The organism is Pigmentiphaga daeguensis (assembly GCF_039523035.1).
GTDB lineage: Bacteria > Pseudomonadota > Gammaproteobacteria > Burkholderiales > Burkholderiaceae_B > Pigmentiphaga > Pigmentiphaga daeguensis.
The window spans coordinates 1-16,271 of sequence record NZ_BAAAEN010000048.1 but is presented as its reverse complement, the minus strand read 5'-3'; the positions used below and the strand labels follow the sequence as shown (position 1 = coordinate 16,271).

Annotated in this window: 17 protein-coding genes; 13 read left to right on the top strand and 4 right to left on the bottom strand. The window is 65.7% G+C overall.

Annotation, left to right across the window (positions count from 1 at the left end):
- The first annotated feature begins 218 nt into the window (after positions 1–218).
- Together ABD104_RS29645 and ABD104_RS29640 are read left to right on the top strand one after the other, a co-directional pair.
- Complete coding sequence (locus ABD104_RS29645) at positions 219–869, top strand: nucleotidyltransferase family protein (RefSeq protein WP_338616279.1); 651 nt, start codon at positions 219–221, stop codon at positions 867–869.
- A gap of 169 nt (positions 870–1,038) precedes the next feature.
- The gene (locus tag ABD104_RS29640; RefSeq protein WP_338616280.1) at positions 1,039–2,796 is read left to right on the top strand and encodes a M61 family metallopeptidase; all 1,758 of its coding nucleotides are present in this window, start codon (positions 1,039–1,041) and stop codon (positions 2,794–2,796) included.
- Positions 2,797–2,811: 15 nt separating this feature from the next.
- On the opposite strand, the gene ABD104_RS29635 is transcribed toward ABD104_RS29640, so the two are convergent.
- From ABD104_RS29635 to ABD104_RS29620, 4 genes are read right to left on the bottom strand one after another with little or no spacing between them, the layout of a single operon-like run.
- Positions 2,812–3,576 carry a uracil-DNA glycosylase gene (locus ABD104_RS29635; protein WP_338616281.1) on the bottom strand — a complete coding sequence of 255 codons (765 nt, stop codon included), beginning with the start codon at positions 3,574–3,576 and terminating at the stop codon, positions 2,812–2,814.
- A complete protein-coding gene (gene trpC, locus ABD104_RS29630; protein ID WP_338616283.1) occupies positions 3,573–4,361 on the bottom strand; it encodes an indole-3-glycerol phosphate synthase TrpC in 789 nt (262 codons plus the stop codon). The genes ABD104_RS29635 and trpC overlap by 4 nt, the downstream gene beginning before the upstream one ends.
- Before the next feature lie 34 nt (positions 4,362–4,395).
- Positions 4,396–5,427 (bottom strand): anthranilate phosphoribosyltransferase, encoded by a 1,032-nt coding sequence (trpD, locus tag ABD104_RS29625; RefSeq protein WP_338619226.1) that lies wholly within the window; start codon positions 5,425–5,427, stop codon positions 4,396–4,398.
- Between the two features lie 32 nt (positions 5,428–5,459).
- Entirely contained in the window at positions 5,460–6,032 is a 573-nt protein-coding gene (locus ABD104_RS29620) for an anthranilate synthase component II (RefSeq protein WP_343928830.1), read from the bottom strand.
- Between the two features lie 1,325 nt (positions 6,033–7,357).
- Here ABD104_RS29620 and ABD104_RS29615 point away from each other — a divergent pair.
- The 11 genes from ABD104_RS29615 to ABD104_RS29565 all read left to right on the top strand — a co-directional run.
- The gene (locus ABD104_RS29615; protein WP_343928829.1) at positions 7,358–8,104 is read left to right on the top strand and encodes a hypothetical protein; all 747 of its coding nucleotides are present in this window, start codon (positions 7,358–7,360) and stop codon (positions 8,102–8,104) included.
- Between the two features lie 118 nt (positions 8,105–8,222).
- Complete coding sequence (locus ABD104_RS29610; protein WP_004566600.1) at positions 8,223–8,435, top strand: AlpA family transcriptional regulator; 213 nt, start codon at positions 8,223–8,225, stop codon at positions 8,433–8,435.
- A 43-nt stretch (positions 8,436–8,478) separates the two neighbouring features.
- A complete protein-coding gene (locus tag ABD104_RS29605; protein ID WP_343928828.1) occupies positions 8,479–9,354 on the top strand; it encodes a ParA family protein in 876 nt (291 codons plus the stop codon).
- Positions 9,338–9,586, top strand: coding sequence for a type II toxin-antitoxin system HicA family toxin (locus tag ABD104_RS29600; RefSeq protein ID WP_343928827.1), 249 nt, complete (start codon positions 9,338–9,340; stop codon positions 9,584–9,586). The genes ABD104_RS29605 and ABD104_RS29600 overlap by 17 nt, the downstream gene beginning before the upstream one ends.
- Positions 9,579–11,237 (top strand): ParB family protein, encoded by a 1,659-nt coding sequence (locus ABD104_RS29595; RefSeq protein WP_343928826.1) that lies wholly within the window; start codon positions 9,579–9,581, stop codon positions 11,235–11,237. The genes ABD104_RS29600 and ABD104_RS29595 overlap by 8 nt, the downstream gene beginning before the upstream one ends.
- 15 nt (positions 11,238–11,252) lie before the next feature.
- Complete coding sequence (locus ABD104_RS29590) at positions 11,253–11,813, top strand: DUF2857 domain-containing protein (protein WP_217110004.1); 561 nt, start codon at positions 11,253–11,255, stop codon at positions 11,811–11,813.
- Between the two features lie 3 nt (positions 11,814–11,816).
- Positions 11,817–13,061, top strand: a complete 1,245-nt coding sequence (locus tag ABD104_RS29585) for an STY4528 family pathogenicity island replication protein (RefSeq protein ID WP_343928825.1) — start codon at positions 11,817–11,819, stop codon at positions 13,059–13,061.
- A gap of 317 nt (positions 13,062–13,378) precedes the next feature.
- Complete coding sequence (locus ABD104_RS29580) at positions 13,379–14,161, top strand: PFL_4669 family integrating conjugative element protein (protein ID WP_343928824.1); 783 nt, start codon at positions 13,379–13,381, stop codon at positions 14,159–14,161.
- Positions 14,158–14,685: a DUF3158 family protein gene (locus tag ABD104_RS29575; RefSeq protein WP_343928823.1), complete on the top strand. Its 528-nt coding sequence runs from the start codon at positions 14,158–14,160 to the stop codon at positions 14,683–14,685. The genes ABD104_RS29580 and ABD104_RS29575 overlap by 4 nt, the downstream gene beginning before the upstream one ends.
- A gap of 73 nt (positions 14,686–14,758) precedes the next feature.
- Entirely contained in the window at positions 14,759–15,199 is a 441-nt protein-coding gene (locus ABD104_RS29570) for a single-stranded DNA-binding protein (protein ID WP_343928822.1), read from the top strand.
- 286 nt (positions 15,200–15,485) lie between these two features.
- Positions 15,486–16,271: DNA topoisomerase (locus ABD104_RS29565; protein ID WP_343928821.1), on the top strand; the 786-nt coding region annotated here is incomplete at its 3' end.

Here is a 16,271-nt window from a genome sequence, read left to right as displayed (position 1 = left end):
TTGCTCATGTTCCTCAATCAGGGCTTGCAAAACGGCACGAGCCATGAACAGGGGGTAGCGGCGGGAGTCTATATAATCGTCAGGGATGCGACACCTATATATATGTACCGGGCGCGCCGGTGTCGCCTCAAGCATACCCCGCACCCGCTGCGGCCGGCGGCTTGAGTTTCACCCCGCCATGGCGCACCATCTTCGGTTCCATATTTCAAGGAAAGGACATGGCTGCAGGAGCAAGCGGCGGCCGCAGCATCATCGGACTGCTGCTGGCCGCGGGCCGGGGATCCCGCTTTTCGGCGGACGGCAGCGCGAACAAGCTGCTGGCCCGTGTCGACGGCCGGCCGGTCTGCGCCGCGGCGGCCCAGGCCCTGCGCGGGGCGCTGCCCCGGGTGGCGGCGGCCGTTTCGCCGGCGGCGCCCTTGGTGGGCGATGCGCTGCGGCAGGCCGGATGCGAGGTCATCGTGTGCGACCACTCGGCCGAAGGCATGGGCGGCACGCTGGCGCAGGCCGTCTCATGGCTGTCGTCGCGCGAACACGCGGCCGGCAACGAGGCGCCCGCCTGGTGCATCATGCCCGCCGACATGCCGTGGGTGCACGCCGATACCGTGGCGGCGCTGCGCGACGCCTGGCTGGCCCTGCCCCCGTCCCGGCGCGAACGCGCGGTGCTCGCGCCCACCTATCGCCAGATGCGCGGCCACCCGGTCCTGTTTGGACCGGACTGGGCCGCGGCGCTGTCGCAATTACAAGGCGACGAAGGCGCTCGTGCCCTGATCTCCGGCCAGGTCACCCCCCTGGCCGTGGACGACCCGGGCTGCGTGCGCGACGTCGACACCCCGGAGGACCTGGCGCCGGGCCCCACCCTCCTCGGATGAGGCGCCCTTCTGCGCGCTGCCGCCCCGCGGAGGGCGGTCGCACACGCCCGTTCGCCGAGTCCGGTGGCGCGTAGCGCCATGGATGACTAACATGAAGGAACCTATGCAACGGATCGCCGTTTCCCATCGCCCTGCGCCTCGCCGGCGCGCGCCCCCGCCGCACACGCCCATGACCGAAGCCCTCTCCTATCGCCTGGAACTCATCGACCCGGCCGGACACCGCTGCCGGGTCACGATGTCCATCCCCGATCCGGATCCGACCGGACAGCGCGTCAGCCTGCCCGCCTGGATTCCCGGCAGCTACATGATCCGCGACTTCGCGCGGCAGATCGAGAGCATCGAGGCGCGGGCCTGGGGCCGCAAGATCGAATTGACCAAGCTGGACAAGCAGACCTGGCAGGCCGCGCCGTGCCGCGGGCCGCTGCAGATCGTCTGCGAGATCTACGCCTGGGACCTGTCGGTGCGCGCCGCTCACCTGGACGAGAGCCACGGCTTCTTCAACGGCACCAGCGTGTTCCTGCGCGCGGCCGGCCACGACAATGTGCCCTGCCTGCTGGAACTGGTGCCGCCGCGCGGCCTGGACTGGAAGGTCTACACCAGCCTGCCCGAGGCCCAGGGGCATCCCCAGCGCGCGCCGCGCCACGGCTTCGGCATGTACCGCGCACCGGACTACGACGCGCTGGTCGATCATCCCATCGAAATGGGCACGCCGCAGGTCGCCAGCTTCGAAGCCTTCGGGGCGCGGCACGAACTCGTCTTCACCGGCGACATCCCCAATCTTGACCTGGACCGGCTGGTGGCGGACATCCGCAAGATCTGCGAGAAGCAGATCGCCTTCTTCGAACCACGGACGCGGCGGGCGCCGTTCCTGGACAGCTCGGACCGCTACGTGTTCATGACCATGGTCACCGGAGACGGCTATGGCGGGCTGGAACATCGTTCCTCCACCGCGCTGATGACCTCGCGCTCGGACCTGCCCGTGCAGGGGCGGCCCGAGCAGACCGACGGCTACCGCAACTTCCTGGGCCTGGTCAGCCACGAATACTTCCACACCTGGAACGTCAAGCGCATCAAGCCCGCGGCCTTCGCGCCCTACGACCTGGAGCGCGAGAACCATACCCGGCTGCTGTGGCTGTTCGAGGGCTTCACGTCCTATTACGACGATCTGTTCGTGCTGCGCGCCGGCGTGATCACCGAACAGGACTACCTGCGCACGCTGGCCAGGACGGTGTCCTCGGTTCATGCCGCGCCGGGCCGGTTCAAGCAATCGGTGGCGGAAAGCTCGTTCGACGCCTGGACGCGCTACTACCGCCAGGACGAGAACTCGCCCAACGCCATCGTCAGCTATTACACCAAGGGCTCGCTGGTCGCGCTGGGCCTGGACCTGCTGTTGCGCCACGAAACCGGGGGAAAGCACGGCCTGGACGACGTGATGCGGCTGTTGTGGACGCGCTATGGCCGCGATTTCTACCGGGGCGGCGCGCGCGGCGTCGAGGAAGACGCCATGCCGGACCTGATCCGGGAAGCGACCGGCGTGGACGCGCGGGACTTCCTGCGCCGCCACGCCTACGGCCGCGAGGACGTGCCCCTGGCGGAACTGCTCGCGCAGCACGGCTACGCCCTGACCTGGAAGGCCTCGTCGCCGCTTCCTTCCCTGGGCGCGAAGACCGCGCGCCAGGGCGAAGACCTGCGCCTGGCCACCGTATACGCGCTCGGCCCGGCCCACCGGGCGGGGCTGTCGGCGCAGGACGTGCTGGTGGCCATCGACGGCCTGCGCGTGCAGAACGGCAACCTGGACAAGCTCCTGGCGCGCTACCGGCCCGGCGACCTGGTCGAGATCCATGCGTTCCGGCGCGACGAACTGCGCCGGTTCACGGTCAAGCTCGCCCCCGCGCCCGAAACGGAGTGCGTGATCGCGGCGGCCTGACCGGGCCGCCGGCCTTCACCAGGCGACGGGCTCCCGTCCCTGCTCCGCCAGCCAGCGGTTGGCGGTCTCGAAATGCCCGCAACCCAGGAACGGCACCGGCGGACGCCGGGCCGACAGGGGCGAGGGATGATTGGCCATCAGCACCAGGTGCCTGCCGCCGGGCGGCAGCAGCGCCTGCTTGGCCTGCGCATGCGCGCCCCACAGCATGAAGACCTTGGGCGAGGGTTCGCGCGCGATCGCGGCGATGACCGCATCGGTGAACGCTTCCCAGCCCTGTTTCGCGTGCGAGGCGGGCGCGCCGTCCTCCACCGTCAGCGACGTATTGAGCAGCAGCACGCCCTGCCGGGCCCATCGCTGCAGGTCGTTGCCGAAGGCGGCGGGATTGCCGCCGAAGCTGGCGGCGACCTCGTTGAAGATGTTGCGCAGGCTGGGCGGGCGCTTGAAGCCGTCCGGCACCGAGAACGCCAGGCCCTGGGCCTGGCCGGGGCCATGATAGGGATCCTGCCCCAGGATCACGACACGGGTGGACGCGGGCGTGGCCAGGTCCAGCGCGCGGAACGGCAAGGCCGGATAGATCACGGCGCCCGCTTCCCGGCGCAAGTCGACGAAGCGCCGCAGCGCGTCGAAGGACGGGCTGGCCAATGCGTCGGCCAGCAACTCACGCCAGCCGGCAGGCAGGCGATCCACGTGGGCCTGCAGCGGTTCGGCCAGGCGATTGTCCGGCTCCGCCGCGAAGAGATCGGCGGACGCGCCGCCATCGAAACCCTTGACGGCGTTCATGCGAACAGCCGCGCCAGCTCGACGCCGGGGTCGGGGGCCCGCATGAACGCCTCTCCGACCAGGAAGGCATTGACGCCGTATTCCCGCATCTGCCGGACGTCGGACGGGCCCAGGATGCCGCTTTCCGTGACCACCCGCTTGCCGGCCGGGATCCGCGGCAACAGGTCGATCGTGGCATGCAGCGAGACCTCGAAGGTCCGCAGGTTGCGATTGTTGATGCCGAGCAGGCTCGTGCGCAGTTCCAGGGCGGTGTCGAGCTCCGCCGCGTCATGGACTTCCACCAGCACGTCCATGCCGAGTTCCAGCGCCAGCGCTTCCAGGTCCCGCAATTGCGAGGGCTCCAGCGCTGCCACGATCAGCAGGATGCAATCGGCGCCCATCGCCCTGGCCTCGACCACCTGATAGGAATCGACGATGAAATCCTTGCGCAGCACCGGCAGCGCGCATGCGGCGCGGGCGCGCCGCAGGTAGTCCTGCGACCCCTGGAAGAACTGCACGTCGGTCAGCACCGACAGGCAGGCCGCGCCATGCGCGGCATACGAAGCCGCGATCTCGTCGGGCTGGAAGTTCTCGCGCAGCTGGCCCTTGGACGGCGATGCCTTCTTGATCTCGGCGATGACGCCGGACTGGCCCGCGGCCACCTTGCCCTCGATCGCCTGCGCGAAGCCCCGCACGTCCTGCCGGGCCTCGGCTTCGCGCCGCAGGTCGGATTCGCTGCGAAGCAGGCGCGCGGTGGCGACCTCTTCGGCCTTTACTTCCAGTATGCGTTGGAGAATGTCACTCATGACCCGCCCATCAAGATTCCTGTGCGAAGACGGCCTACTGCGCCGCCTTCCTGGTGAAGGAGACGAACTCGTCCAGCCGTGCGCGCGCGGCGCCGCTGGCGATCAGCTCGAAGGCCTTGCGTATGCCTTCGGCCACCGATGACACGGTGTTGCCGGCATACATGGCCAGCCCGCCGTTCAGCGCGACGATGTCGCGCGCGGGGCCCGGTACGTTGGACAGGGCTTCCAGCACGAGTTCACGGGATTCGTCGCGGTTGGCGACTTTCAGGCTGCGATTCGACACCATCTGGAGACCGAAGTCCTCGGGATGGATCTCGTATTCGTGGACCTCGCCATCGCGCAGTTCCCCCACCATCGTGGCCGCGCCCAGCGAGGCCTCGTCCATGCCGTCCTTGCCGTAGACCACCAGCACGTGCTTGGACCCCAGGCGCTGCAACACCCGCACCTGGATGCCGACCAGGTCGGGATGGAACACGCCCATCAGCTGGTTGGCGGCGCCGGCCGGATTGGTCAGCGGCCCCAGCAGGTTGAAGATGGTGCGCACCGCCAGTTCCTTGCGGATGGGCGCGATGTTCTTCATGGCCGAGTGGTGGATGGGCGCGAACATGAAGCCGATGCCGGTGGCCTCGATGCACTCGGCCACGGCGGCGGACGGCAGCATGACGTTGGCGCCCAGCGCCTCCAGCACGTCGGCGCTGCCCGAGGACGACGAGACTCCGCGATTGCCGTGCTTGGCGATCTTGGCGCCGCCGGCCGCCGCCACGAACATGGCCGCGGTCGAGATGTTGAAGGTATGCGCGCCATCGCCGCCCGTGCCCGCCAGATCGACCAGGCCATCGGTATCGGGCACTTTCACGCCGTCGGCGAACTCGCGCATGACCTGCGCGGCGGCGGTGATCTCGCCTATGGTCTCCTTCTTCACGCGCAGGCCCATGATGAGCGCGGCCGCGGTCGCCGGCGACATCTCGCCGCGCATCAGCATGCGCATCAGCGACAGCATCTCGTCATGGAAGATCTCGCGGTGTTCGATGCAACGCACCAGCGCTTCGGTAGGGGTAATGGGCACCATGGACTCCTTGGGAAATCGTTGCCGCTGGTTCATGCGTTCAACTGCAGGAAATTGCGCAGCAAGGCATGGCCGTGCTCGCTCAGGACGGATTCGGGATGGAATTGCACCCCGTAGACAGGGAGGCTGCGATGGCGCACGCCCATGATCTCCCCATCGTCGGTCTGCGCCGTCACCTCCAGGCAATCGGGCAGGCTGTCGCGTTCGATGGCGAGCGAGTGGTACCGGATGACCGTGTAGGGGGACGGCAAGTCCCGGAACACGTCGCTGCCCGTATGGGTCAGGGCCGACGTCTTGCCGTGCATGATCTGCCGCGCGCGGACGATTTTGCCACCAAACGCGGCGCCGATGGACTGGTGGCCCAGGCACACGCCCAGGATGGGCACCTTGCCGGCATAGGCCTGGATCAGCGGCACCGAGATGCCGGCCTCGGCGGGCGAGCACGGTCCGGGCGAGATGCAGATGCGCTCGGGCGCCAGGGCCGCGATCTCGTCCAGCGTGATCTGGTCGTTGCGGTACACCCGCACGTCCGCGCCGAGTTCGCCGAAGTACTGGACCAGGTTGTAGGTAAAGGAATCGTAGTTGTCGAGCATCAGGAGTCTCATGATAATAAGTCCTTGATTTTATTTAATATTTTCATTACACACAGACCTCATTACACACTTCATTACACACATCGGCAGTCGATTGCGATGGACGAAGCGCACGCAAGTGCTGAAACAGGGTAGCAACGGGTCTTGAGCGAAGCCGCGGAGTGCGCCAACGCGGTGTGCCGAGGAAGCATTTGCGCCGGCATGGCTGGGACAAGTGCGCAGACAAGACAGGCAAGCTTGTACCCCACAGCGGCGCGGCGCGCGGAGTATCAGTTCGACGACGGGGTTGGGGTGCTAAGGGCATCGGGCAATCTCCTCAAATCTTGGAGCCGCCGTGCCGGGGAAGCCTTCTTGAAACCTTGCCTGCCGGTACGGCGGCAAGGTGCGATCAAGACCGCAACGACATGCCGCTTCCTATTGGAAGCGCCACCACAGAGCGATGTTGGTCGAAGCAGTACGGGTCATGGTCAGACCAAAGTATTGAAAATTTAAAAGCTAGAACCCAGTCCGAGTACACCCGAACGGAATTCCAATAGAAACCTACGGAATTTTACCACGAGCATGCCAGGCAAAGTCCACTTCTCAAGAGAACGGCGAGATCACATTGGACCTCGCCAAGTCGGCGCGCAAAAAGAGACGGGCGGAAGAGGAGCTGGGTATTCGACCTGCGCTGAAGAAAGCCGACATAGCCCCCTCACACCAGCTTCAAACTGGCGAGAGCCGTTTCTTCTCGCACTGTGACCGGGACATGATCAAGAGGATGAACCAGCGGCAACTCGACATTCAATTGTCAGATCAAGGATGGAATGAGTGCTCTATGAGTTGTTCGCAGTCTATTTCTGGCTGTGGGCGTCGAAAGCGCCCGCCTGCTTAATGGTACTGAAGTGCATCCCGAGAGCGATGCGAGGACGGTTGTCCCACAGTGGGCGCCAGCTGCGTCGCTCGCCCGTAGATGCTATGTCGGTATATCAGGATTCCGAACCAGCATGAAGCACTCGGAATCTTCCTTGTCCATCTGGACATTTGGGCGCCGATTTCAACCTTGCGCGCCCTATGAAACCGTAGGGATATCAGACCATAGCGAATCGCTCTTGATGGGCTTGACGCACCCCATGACGCTGGCACCGTGAGCGCCATTGTCGAGCGTGCTTCTTCCTTGTTACTCGACGGGCCGGCAACTGGTCGATTCTTGCACATCGAGCAAGAGAGGACCACCTGTGCCGATGTCATGATTTCGGCATGGTCCTAGGCATCCGCCACAGGCATAACGACACAACAGCCCTTGGCAGGGCAAGAAAGGAGCCGGTGATGTAGCGCTTCCGAAAGGAGACGAAAACATGCACAAGGAGCCCCCATTATCAAAGGTGTTCTATCGTCCGATCGAAGCTGCCATACGGTGGGCTGGGTTGTTGCGGTACAAGGCGTCGATCCTCGCCTCGATCGCATCACCGCGGTGCCTGCCGCAGATGTTGGACTGCCCGCGATGGAACGAGTGTCGGCTGTATTCGGAACGCATCTACGACGGCATCCTCAATGCCGAACTGCCCTTCGGCAAGAACGGGATCACGCTCAATGACCCAGAGTTGGTGAGTTCACCTGATCTGACCGTCCGCCACGTCGATCTGAAACGCTGGATGCGCACCCATTATCCCGAGCATCGGCCCGGGTTCCTGTTCAGCCGCAGCGAGCGCATGGCGCATCCCTTCATCAGCCTGGAAACAGGACAGGCGATCCTGCTGGAGCGGCTCGCTCTACAGGCCGCGCTGGACCATAGCCGGCGCGAGATGCGCGAACTGCAAGCGCAACACGAAGCCTTGCTCAAGCAGTCTGCTGTGCTCCTGGCGTCCAAGCAGTGCGCGATCAGTGATCGAGCAGAGACCACGTACCTGAACATCATCGGCGGCATGCTGACGCTGATGCTGGGTCAATCCCCATCGGGTGTGCCGTACTCCAGCTTCAAGACGCAGGAGGCAATCGTCACTGCATTGCTCGCCCACTATGGCGGCACTATGGGCATCACGGAGCGAACCTTGAACGGCAAGTTCGCCAATGCCAGGAAGAATATGCGTAGCGCAGCCGCGTGAATTCTTCCAGCTTGTATGTGCAGTCGCGGAGATTGCATTTGCAATGTCTTTCCGCAGCCATGTCTATTGAATAGAGGTCACGCCAACAAACGCCACTGAGCGTTCAGGAGTGACCGCCATGTCGCAGACACCTGTACTTCCACCGAACGAGCGCCGCATCCTGCGGCTCGATGAAGTCGAAGCCAAGTCCGGCTTCAAGCGCGCCCATATCTACAACCTGATGAAGAAGCGCCAGTTCCCGCAGGCGCTTCGACTGGGTGTGCGCGCGGTGGGCTGGGATTCGATCGAAATCGACCAGTGGATCGCCGAACGCCTCAACAACCGCACCTGACCCGTTCTCCCTCGGATTTCCCCATTCCCAGACGGAGAGCGCCATGCAGGTTGTATCCATCATCTCGACCAAGGGCGGCGTCGGCAAAACGACCACCGCCGCCAACCTCGGCGGACTGGCCGCCGACGCGGGCCTGCGCGTGCTGCTGCTCGACCTCGACGTACAGCCCACCTTGTCCTCCTACTACGCGCTGGCCCGCCGCGCATCGGGCGGCATCTATGAATTGCTGGCCTTCAACGTGCGCGACCTCGGCCAACTCGTGTCCCGCACGACCATCGCCGGCCTGGACCTGGTGCTGTCCAACGACCACCGGGGCGAGCTGAACACCTTGCTGCTGCACGCGCCGGATGGGCGCCTGCGGCTGCGGCACCTGCTGCCGGTCCTGGCGCCCCTCTACGACCTGGTGCTGATCGACACCCAGGGTGCGCGGTCGGTGCTGCTGGAGATGGCGGTGCTCGCTTCTGACGTTGCGCTGTCGCCCGTGACCCCGGAAATCCTCGCGGCGCGCGAGCTGCGGCGCGGCACCATGCAGTTGCTGGAGGACATCGCGCCGTACCGGCACCTCGGCATCGAGCCGCCGCCGCTCCACCTGCTCATCAACCGCGTCCATCCAGTGTCCACGAACGCCCGGCTGATCCAGCAGGCCCTGCGCGACCTGTTCCAGGACCACGCCGGCATCCGCGTGCTGGCCACCGACGTGCCGGCCATCGAAGCCTATCCGCGCGCCGCGACGCGCGGCCTGCCGGTGCATCGGATCGAGTACCGCCAGCCACCGGGCAGAGTCGCCCCCGCCGCGCTCGACACCATGCGCGATCTCGCCGCCGAATTGTTCCCGCAGTGGCAGCACCGATTTGCCACGGTGTCCGGCCGTCCGCCACACCCTCTTGAAGCCAGGAGGCCCCATGGCGAGCGCACATGAACTGGCCCGAGGCCACAAGCGGTTGCGCGCCCTGATCGAGTTCGCTGCCGGCGAAGGCTGGCACGTCAAGCGCACGCCCGGCGGCCACCTCAAATTCACCAAGACAGGCTGCGCCGCGATCTACACCAGTTCGACGGCCAGCGACCATCGGGCGGCCCTCAATGCCCGTGCGCAGATCCGCCGCGCCGAGCGCGAGGCCCGATCCCAAGCGCAGGGAGGCCGTCATGGCTGAGATCACCTCCCAGCAGATGGCCGGCAAGCTGCTCGCGGCCGGGTTCGAGCGCAGCGGCCCGTCCGCCTCGGCGCTGAGCGACCCCATCGCCGACACGCCGATGATCGTGACCCTGGACCAATTGCGCCCCTATGACCATGACCCGCGCAAGAAGCGCAATCCTGCCTATGAGGACATCAAGGCGTCCATCCGTGAGCGTGGCTTAGACGCGGCGCCGGCCATCACCCGACGGCCCGGCGAGGACCACTACATCATCCGCAATGGCGGCAATACGCGCTTGGCCATCCTGCGGGAGCTGTGGTCGGAGACCAAGGACGAGCGCTTCTTCCGCATATCGTGCCTGTTCCGGCCGTGGCCCAGCCGCGGTGAAGTCGTCATGCTGACCGGCCACCTGGCCGAGAACGAATTGCGCGGCGGCCTCACGTTCATCGAACGCGCACTTGGCGTCGAGAAGGCGCGTGAGTTCTACGAACAGGAGAGTGGCAACACCTTGAGCCAGTCCGAACTCGCGCGCCGCCTTGCAGCGGATGGCTTCCCCGTCCAGCAGTCGCACATCAGCCGGATGAACGACGCGGTGCGTTACCTGCTACCCGCGATCCCCGCCGTGCTCTATGGCGGCCTCGGCCGCCACCAGGTCGAACGCCTGTCGGTCATGCGCAAAGCCTGCATGCTCGCGTGGGAGCGCTACGCCAAGGGCCGCTCACTGGTTCAGGACTTCGACGAGTTCTTCCAGGAAGTGCTCTCGCAATTCGACGTCCAGGCCGACGAGTTCTCCGCGCAGCGCGTACAGGACGAGTTGATCGGCCAGATGGCCGAACTGCTGGGCGTCGATTACGACGTGCTCGCGCTGGACTTGACTGAATCCGAGAGCCGCCAGCGCGCCCTGGTCAGCGACCCAACGCCACCCTCGATGCCGCCGACATTGCCGGAGCCGGGAGCTGTCGCGCGTTCCCCTGCCGATACCTCGCCGCCCATCGCAGGGCCTGAGCCGGCAGCGCCGCCTGCAGGCCGACCTGCGGCCATCCCCTCAGCGCGCGAGATCGACGCGGATGCCAGCCAGACGAGCATGGCCAGTCGGACAGCGGATGACCACCTACTTCAGGAGCACATCGTCTCGCCCGCGCCGACGACCGAACGGCTTCAGTCCATCCAGCGCATGGTCGCCGACCAGTTGGGCGATGCGCTGCCGCCCGACTTCTCGGCGAACGTCTTGCAGTCCATCCCGGTGCAGGCCGGCGGGCTCTATCCGATCTCCGATGTCTGGTACATCGACCCGAGCCTGGACACGCCCGAGTGCTTGCGCATCCACGTCGCGCAGTTCGCCCGCGAGATCGCGGGCGAGGCCGACCTGGACGAGTGCATCGACGACCGTCCAGACGGCATCGGCTTCGTCTGCCGTGCCCGCACCCAGGACCCGGGGCCGCTAGGCCGTGCCGTCCTGGCGCTGCTGGCGTGCCTGGCTGGTCAACAGCCCGCCGACGTCGGCCTGGATCAGGGACAAATCGTCATCGACCTGCCGGCGCTGCTGCACGGCCAAGGCGAGGCAGCTCGGCGTTTGAGCGACACCGCGCTGGTCAAGCTGTTCCGGTTGCTGCGGCTGGCCCGCCGCCTGCTCGACTTGGAACCCGGCGCTGCGGACGCTGGAACGTAAGCGAGGGAGGCCAGCATGTCCGCACCACACCCACTCAACCAGGCCGTCATCGCTCAGGCCCTCTATGACCTACGCAATGGGCAACTGCGCCGCTGCAAACTGATGGGGTTTGGCGAGGAAGAACTGGATGCCCTCAAGCATCCCGCACTGATCAGCGTGCTGGCCAACGCCAACGTCTCGTGGTGCTCCGTGACGGTCAACCGTGAAGTGCTCCGGCGTCTGCTCAGGCAGGCTCAGGACGTGGAGAAGGAGATCGCCACGGTCGATCGCATGCTCAGGTTGGGCGCGAGTACCGAGATGGTCAGCCGCTTCTACGGGCTTACCCACCAGGAAGTGGCGCTTCGCCGCGAAATCCTCGGCCTGCCCAAGCGCAAGGGCCGCCACCCCGTGCTGGACGAGACGCAGGACACGGAGTTGTGGCGGCAATGGAAGGCCGTGACCAGCAGCAGAAACGTCGATCTCGACGACGAAACCTCCATCCTCGACGCCGCCATGGATCTGGCCGAAGGCATGTCGCTGCCTCTATCGGTGGTCTGGGCCTCGATCAAGAGCTGGGTCGATCAGGGATTGGGTTGAGCCATGGCCGCGGACGACACCGCACCACGTCGTGGCCTCGTCGCACTCGCGGACCTGTTCGACGCTGCGCTGAAAGACCTTGCGCCCAAACCCAAAGCCGACGTGCCCCCGTCCACACCCACGCCCGTCCCGGTGTCCACCGCCCCGGCGTCTGGCGATGCGTTCCTCTTCAGCGGCAACCGGCATGAAACCGTGCCGCGGCGGCTGTTCCTCGACCGCAGGCTGACACCGCTGGAGCGCAACGCCTGGCAGGTGTTCCGGCTGTTGCTCAACGACGATGGCGTGACGGCATTCCCCACCTATGAGCAGTTGCGGCCCTGGCTGGCCTCGATGCCATGCGCCGGGCAGGCTTCGCACGAAACCGTGGCGCGAGCCCTGACGCTGCTGCGCTTGACCCGATGGCTGAGCCTCGTTCGGCGGCGACGCGACCCCAAGACCGGCCGCATCCTCGGCAACCTCTATGTCCTTCACGACGAGCCGTTGACGCCCTTTGAAGCGATGCAGCTCGACGCCGACTACCTGGCGCTGGTCAGCCAGTCCCTCGGCCACGCGGCCAAGGCCGTGCAGGTGGTCGGCCTGAATACGCTCAAGGAAATCGCGGAAGACCCGCTTCTGTCCGACCGCACACTGCCGTCACGGCTGCAGGTCCTGGCCGAACGCCTCGCCAGCCAGGGCATCACGGCGACCGAAAGTTATCCACAGCAAGAGGACATCCACGATTCCGAAGAAGGGGCTTCGAGCCTTCTTCGGAATCGTGATGACCCCACTTCGGAATCCGAAGCAGGGCCGAAACCCGCGCCAGACGCCTCTCTTCGGAATCCGAAGCAGGCCAGTACAGTACGTAGTAGTTGTATTAATGAAGTACGTACTACCGCGCAGGCGCGTGCGCTGGGCGACCTGCAATGGCCCAAGCGCTTCGCGGAACTGAAGGCAGAGCAGCAGACAGGTGCCAGGGTGGCGTTGCAGCAGGTCGATGCCTCGCTGAGACAGGCCGTGCTGGACGAATGGGCCACACGATGCAGCAGCCACAGCATCCGCAATCCGGCGGGATATTTGTTCGGCATCATCCAGCGGGCCATCCATGGCGAGTTCAATGCCTGGGCCAAGAAGGACACGCCATCGGCCCCCGTTCCTCCAAGCCAGCGGCCACCACTTGCACCGCCACCTCAGCCGCAGGGCAAGCCCGTGCCACCGGAAGTCGCCAAGCAGCACATCGAACGGCTGCGCAACCTGCTCGCCAGCAAGTGAGAATGCCTGCAAGGCGGCGCAAGTAGATGCCCATGGCCGCCAGTAGAGCTATCCCCTGGGGATAGTTCCACTGCCGAGCACGGCGTGGAGCAGTCGCAGGTCGGCCTTCGACCATCTGCCACAGCCTCGATGTTGTCCGCACCGATCCCGGCGTGCAGCGTTCCTTGGCTCTCCATGGAGCTATCCCCTGGGGATAGCTCGCGCCGCATGCACCCGCCGCGCCCTGAACCGGGGACTGGCGGGTTTCGGTTTGTTGACTGACTGCCTTCCGCTTCCCGCCGAAGCTGGCCGCTCTTTTCCAACAACGAGCGGACAACATGGCAACTACCAACGAACCCCTGCAACTGAATCTCGGCTCCCTGCGCAGCGCGATGTCGCTGACGCTACACACGCACCACGCCTCGCGCATCTGGCATGGTCGCGCCGCCGCCGAGGGGCGACCGGGCATCGTCGGCCTGAACGGCTACATCGCCCAGATGAACAAGATGCGGCGCGGCTCGGAGCAGGACGACCCGTACAGCGACTTCTGGATGCTGCGCATCGAAGACAAGCTCGACCAGACGAAAGCCACGCTGCAATCGCTGCGCGAGCAAGTGGACCAGGTGCTCGCGAGCGTGCCGCCGGCACTCACCCTGGGCGAGAACCTCAACGTGCAACCCGTCAAGCTGCCGCTGTTCGTCAATGCGCAGCTCGGCTTTGCCGCGGTGTATCTGCTCGCCGACTACGACGACATCGCCCGCAAACTAATCCTCGCGCACCACACCGCGCTCATCGACCGCAGCACCTTGGAGCGCTGGCTCAACGAGGGCGCGCACGCGCTGCGCAGCCTGTTCTCGCTGGCCCAGCAGTACCGCTACTCGGGCTGCACCCGCGACGACTTCGCTTCCAAGAATGCGGCTGCGCGGGCGGCGCTGGAGAAGTTCGGCGAGCTTCCGCAGGACGTGCTGGAAGGCACGCGCCGCTCGAAGTTCGCGCCGCCCATCGTGCGCCGAGGCCTGCAGCAGCGCAATGACGATCCTGCCGCAGCCGCTTCCCCCAACGACGAGGCTGCCACCACCGAGACCCCCGATACGCCGGCAGGTGAGGACGCGCAGGCATGAGCGCCCCGAACTGCGACACCCGCTACTTCCGTCCGCTGCAACAGACCGCCTTCATGCGGCTGGAACACGCCGCCTCTCTAAAAGGCCTTTTAAAGCCTTTTAAAGGTAAAGGGGACTTCGAGGCCTGGGCCAGCCAGTGCTTCGCCATGCGCGACGAATTGATTGCCCTGGCGCAGCGACAGGTGCTGCCACAGGCGTGTGGGCATCCCTTCCACCTGCTTCCCGTCGAGCTGGCCCAGCAGACCACTGGCGCAGGCACGACCTTTCTACGCTGGCGCAAGCACGATCGATCGGCCATGGGCGTGGCCCTGTGGCAGGAGCTGATGGCGAGCACCAGCACGCCGGTCAACCTGCTGCACGACCTGCACGCGATCGAACTGCAGCGCGTCATGCTGAACATGCAGATCAGCCTGCTGCACACCCTGGGCAGGCAAGCACAGGAGTGCGCCAGCAAGGCCGTGCAGGCGGACAACACCTACCTGCGCCGGCTCGCGTCCGTTCCTGCCGCAGTGCGCGATCGGTGATTGCGCCCGCCATCCGAGCACGCGCCCGAGTCCAGCGAGGCACGGGCATTTCAACCACCACGGAGATTCCAACATGAGCACACAATTCATCGGTGAGGGCAATATCGGTTCGCCTCCCGAGTACCGCGAATTCCCCAACGGCAACGACGATCCTCGCCGGTTGCTCCGGCTGAACGTGTACTTCGACAACCCCGTCCCCACCAAAGGCGGCGAGTTCGAGGACCGCGGCGGCTTCTGGGCGCCGGTGGAACTCTGGCACCACGACGCCGACCGCTGGCAGCAGCTCTACCAGAAGGGCATGCGCGTGCTGGTCGTCGGCCGCATGGAGCGCGACCCCTGGACGGACAACGAAGACCAGCCCCGCGAGACCTGGCAGGTCAACGCGCGCAGTGTCGGCATCCTGCCGTACCGCATCGAGTCCGTGGCCCTCAGCCCGAAGCCACAGGAGACAGAGTCGAAGCCCCAGGCCAACCAGGAGCCGGCTGCACCGAAGGAAGCGAAGCGCAGGAAGTGACCCGACATGGAGGGCGACTGCCGTCGTGCTTCGCCGCCCTCCATGCGCTGCGAACTATCCCCAGGGGATAGCTCCACCAACGTCCACCGACTTCCACGCGCTCCCGGAAATCGTGGCTCCCGGCCCGCACACTTCCGGCCACGCGCCTTCCTCCGCACTCGCCATTTCATTTCATCCCGTAAAAGCGGTCGCCACCGCATGCGGCTTGTTTGCTGCTGCCCTCAGTGGTGCTCGGCATCCTCCATCCCAGCAACTCCATGAACAACAGGAATCGGGATGGACGGACATGCGGCTGTTTCTCTGCGAGAAGCCCTCCCAGGGCAAAGACATCGGCCGGATTCTCGGCGCCACGCAGCGCGGTGAAGGCTGTCTCAACGGTTCCGGCGTCACGGTCACCTGGTGCATCGGCCATCTCGTAGAAGCCGCTGCGCCCGAAGCCTACGACGAGCAGTTGAAGCGCTGGTCCATTGAGCAGTTGCCCATCATTCCCCAGCATTGGCGGGTCGAGGTCAAACCGAAGACCGCCACGCAATTCAAGGTCGTCAAGGCGCTTCTGGCGAAGGCGACCCAGCTTGTCATCGCCACCGATGCCGACCGCGAAGGCGAGTTGATCGCTCGCGAGATCATCGAACTGTGCGGCTACCGCGGCCCCATCGAGCGGCTATGGTTGTCGGCACTCAACGATGCGTCCATCCGCGCCGCGCTGGGCAAGCTCAGGCCATCGGCCGAGACGCTGCCGATGTACTACTCGGCGCTGGCACGATCGCGGGCGGACTGGCTCGTTGGCATGAACCTCAGCCGGTTGTTCACGGTACTAGGGCGACAAGCGGGCTACGACGGCGTGCTCTCGGTTGGCCGCGTGCAAACCCCGACGCTCAAGCTCGTGGTGGACCGCGACCGCGAAATCGCGGCCTTCAAGTCGATGCCGTTCTGGGCCATCGACGTGTCCCTGTCCGCGGGCGGTCAGGCTTTCAGCGCGCAGTGGGTTCCGCCCGATGGCTGCACCGACGACGCCGGTCGCTGCCTGCAGCAGCCCATCGCCCAGCAGGCCGCGCAGCAGATCCGCGCCGCG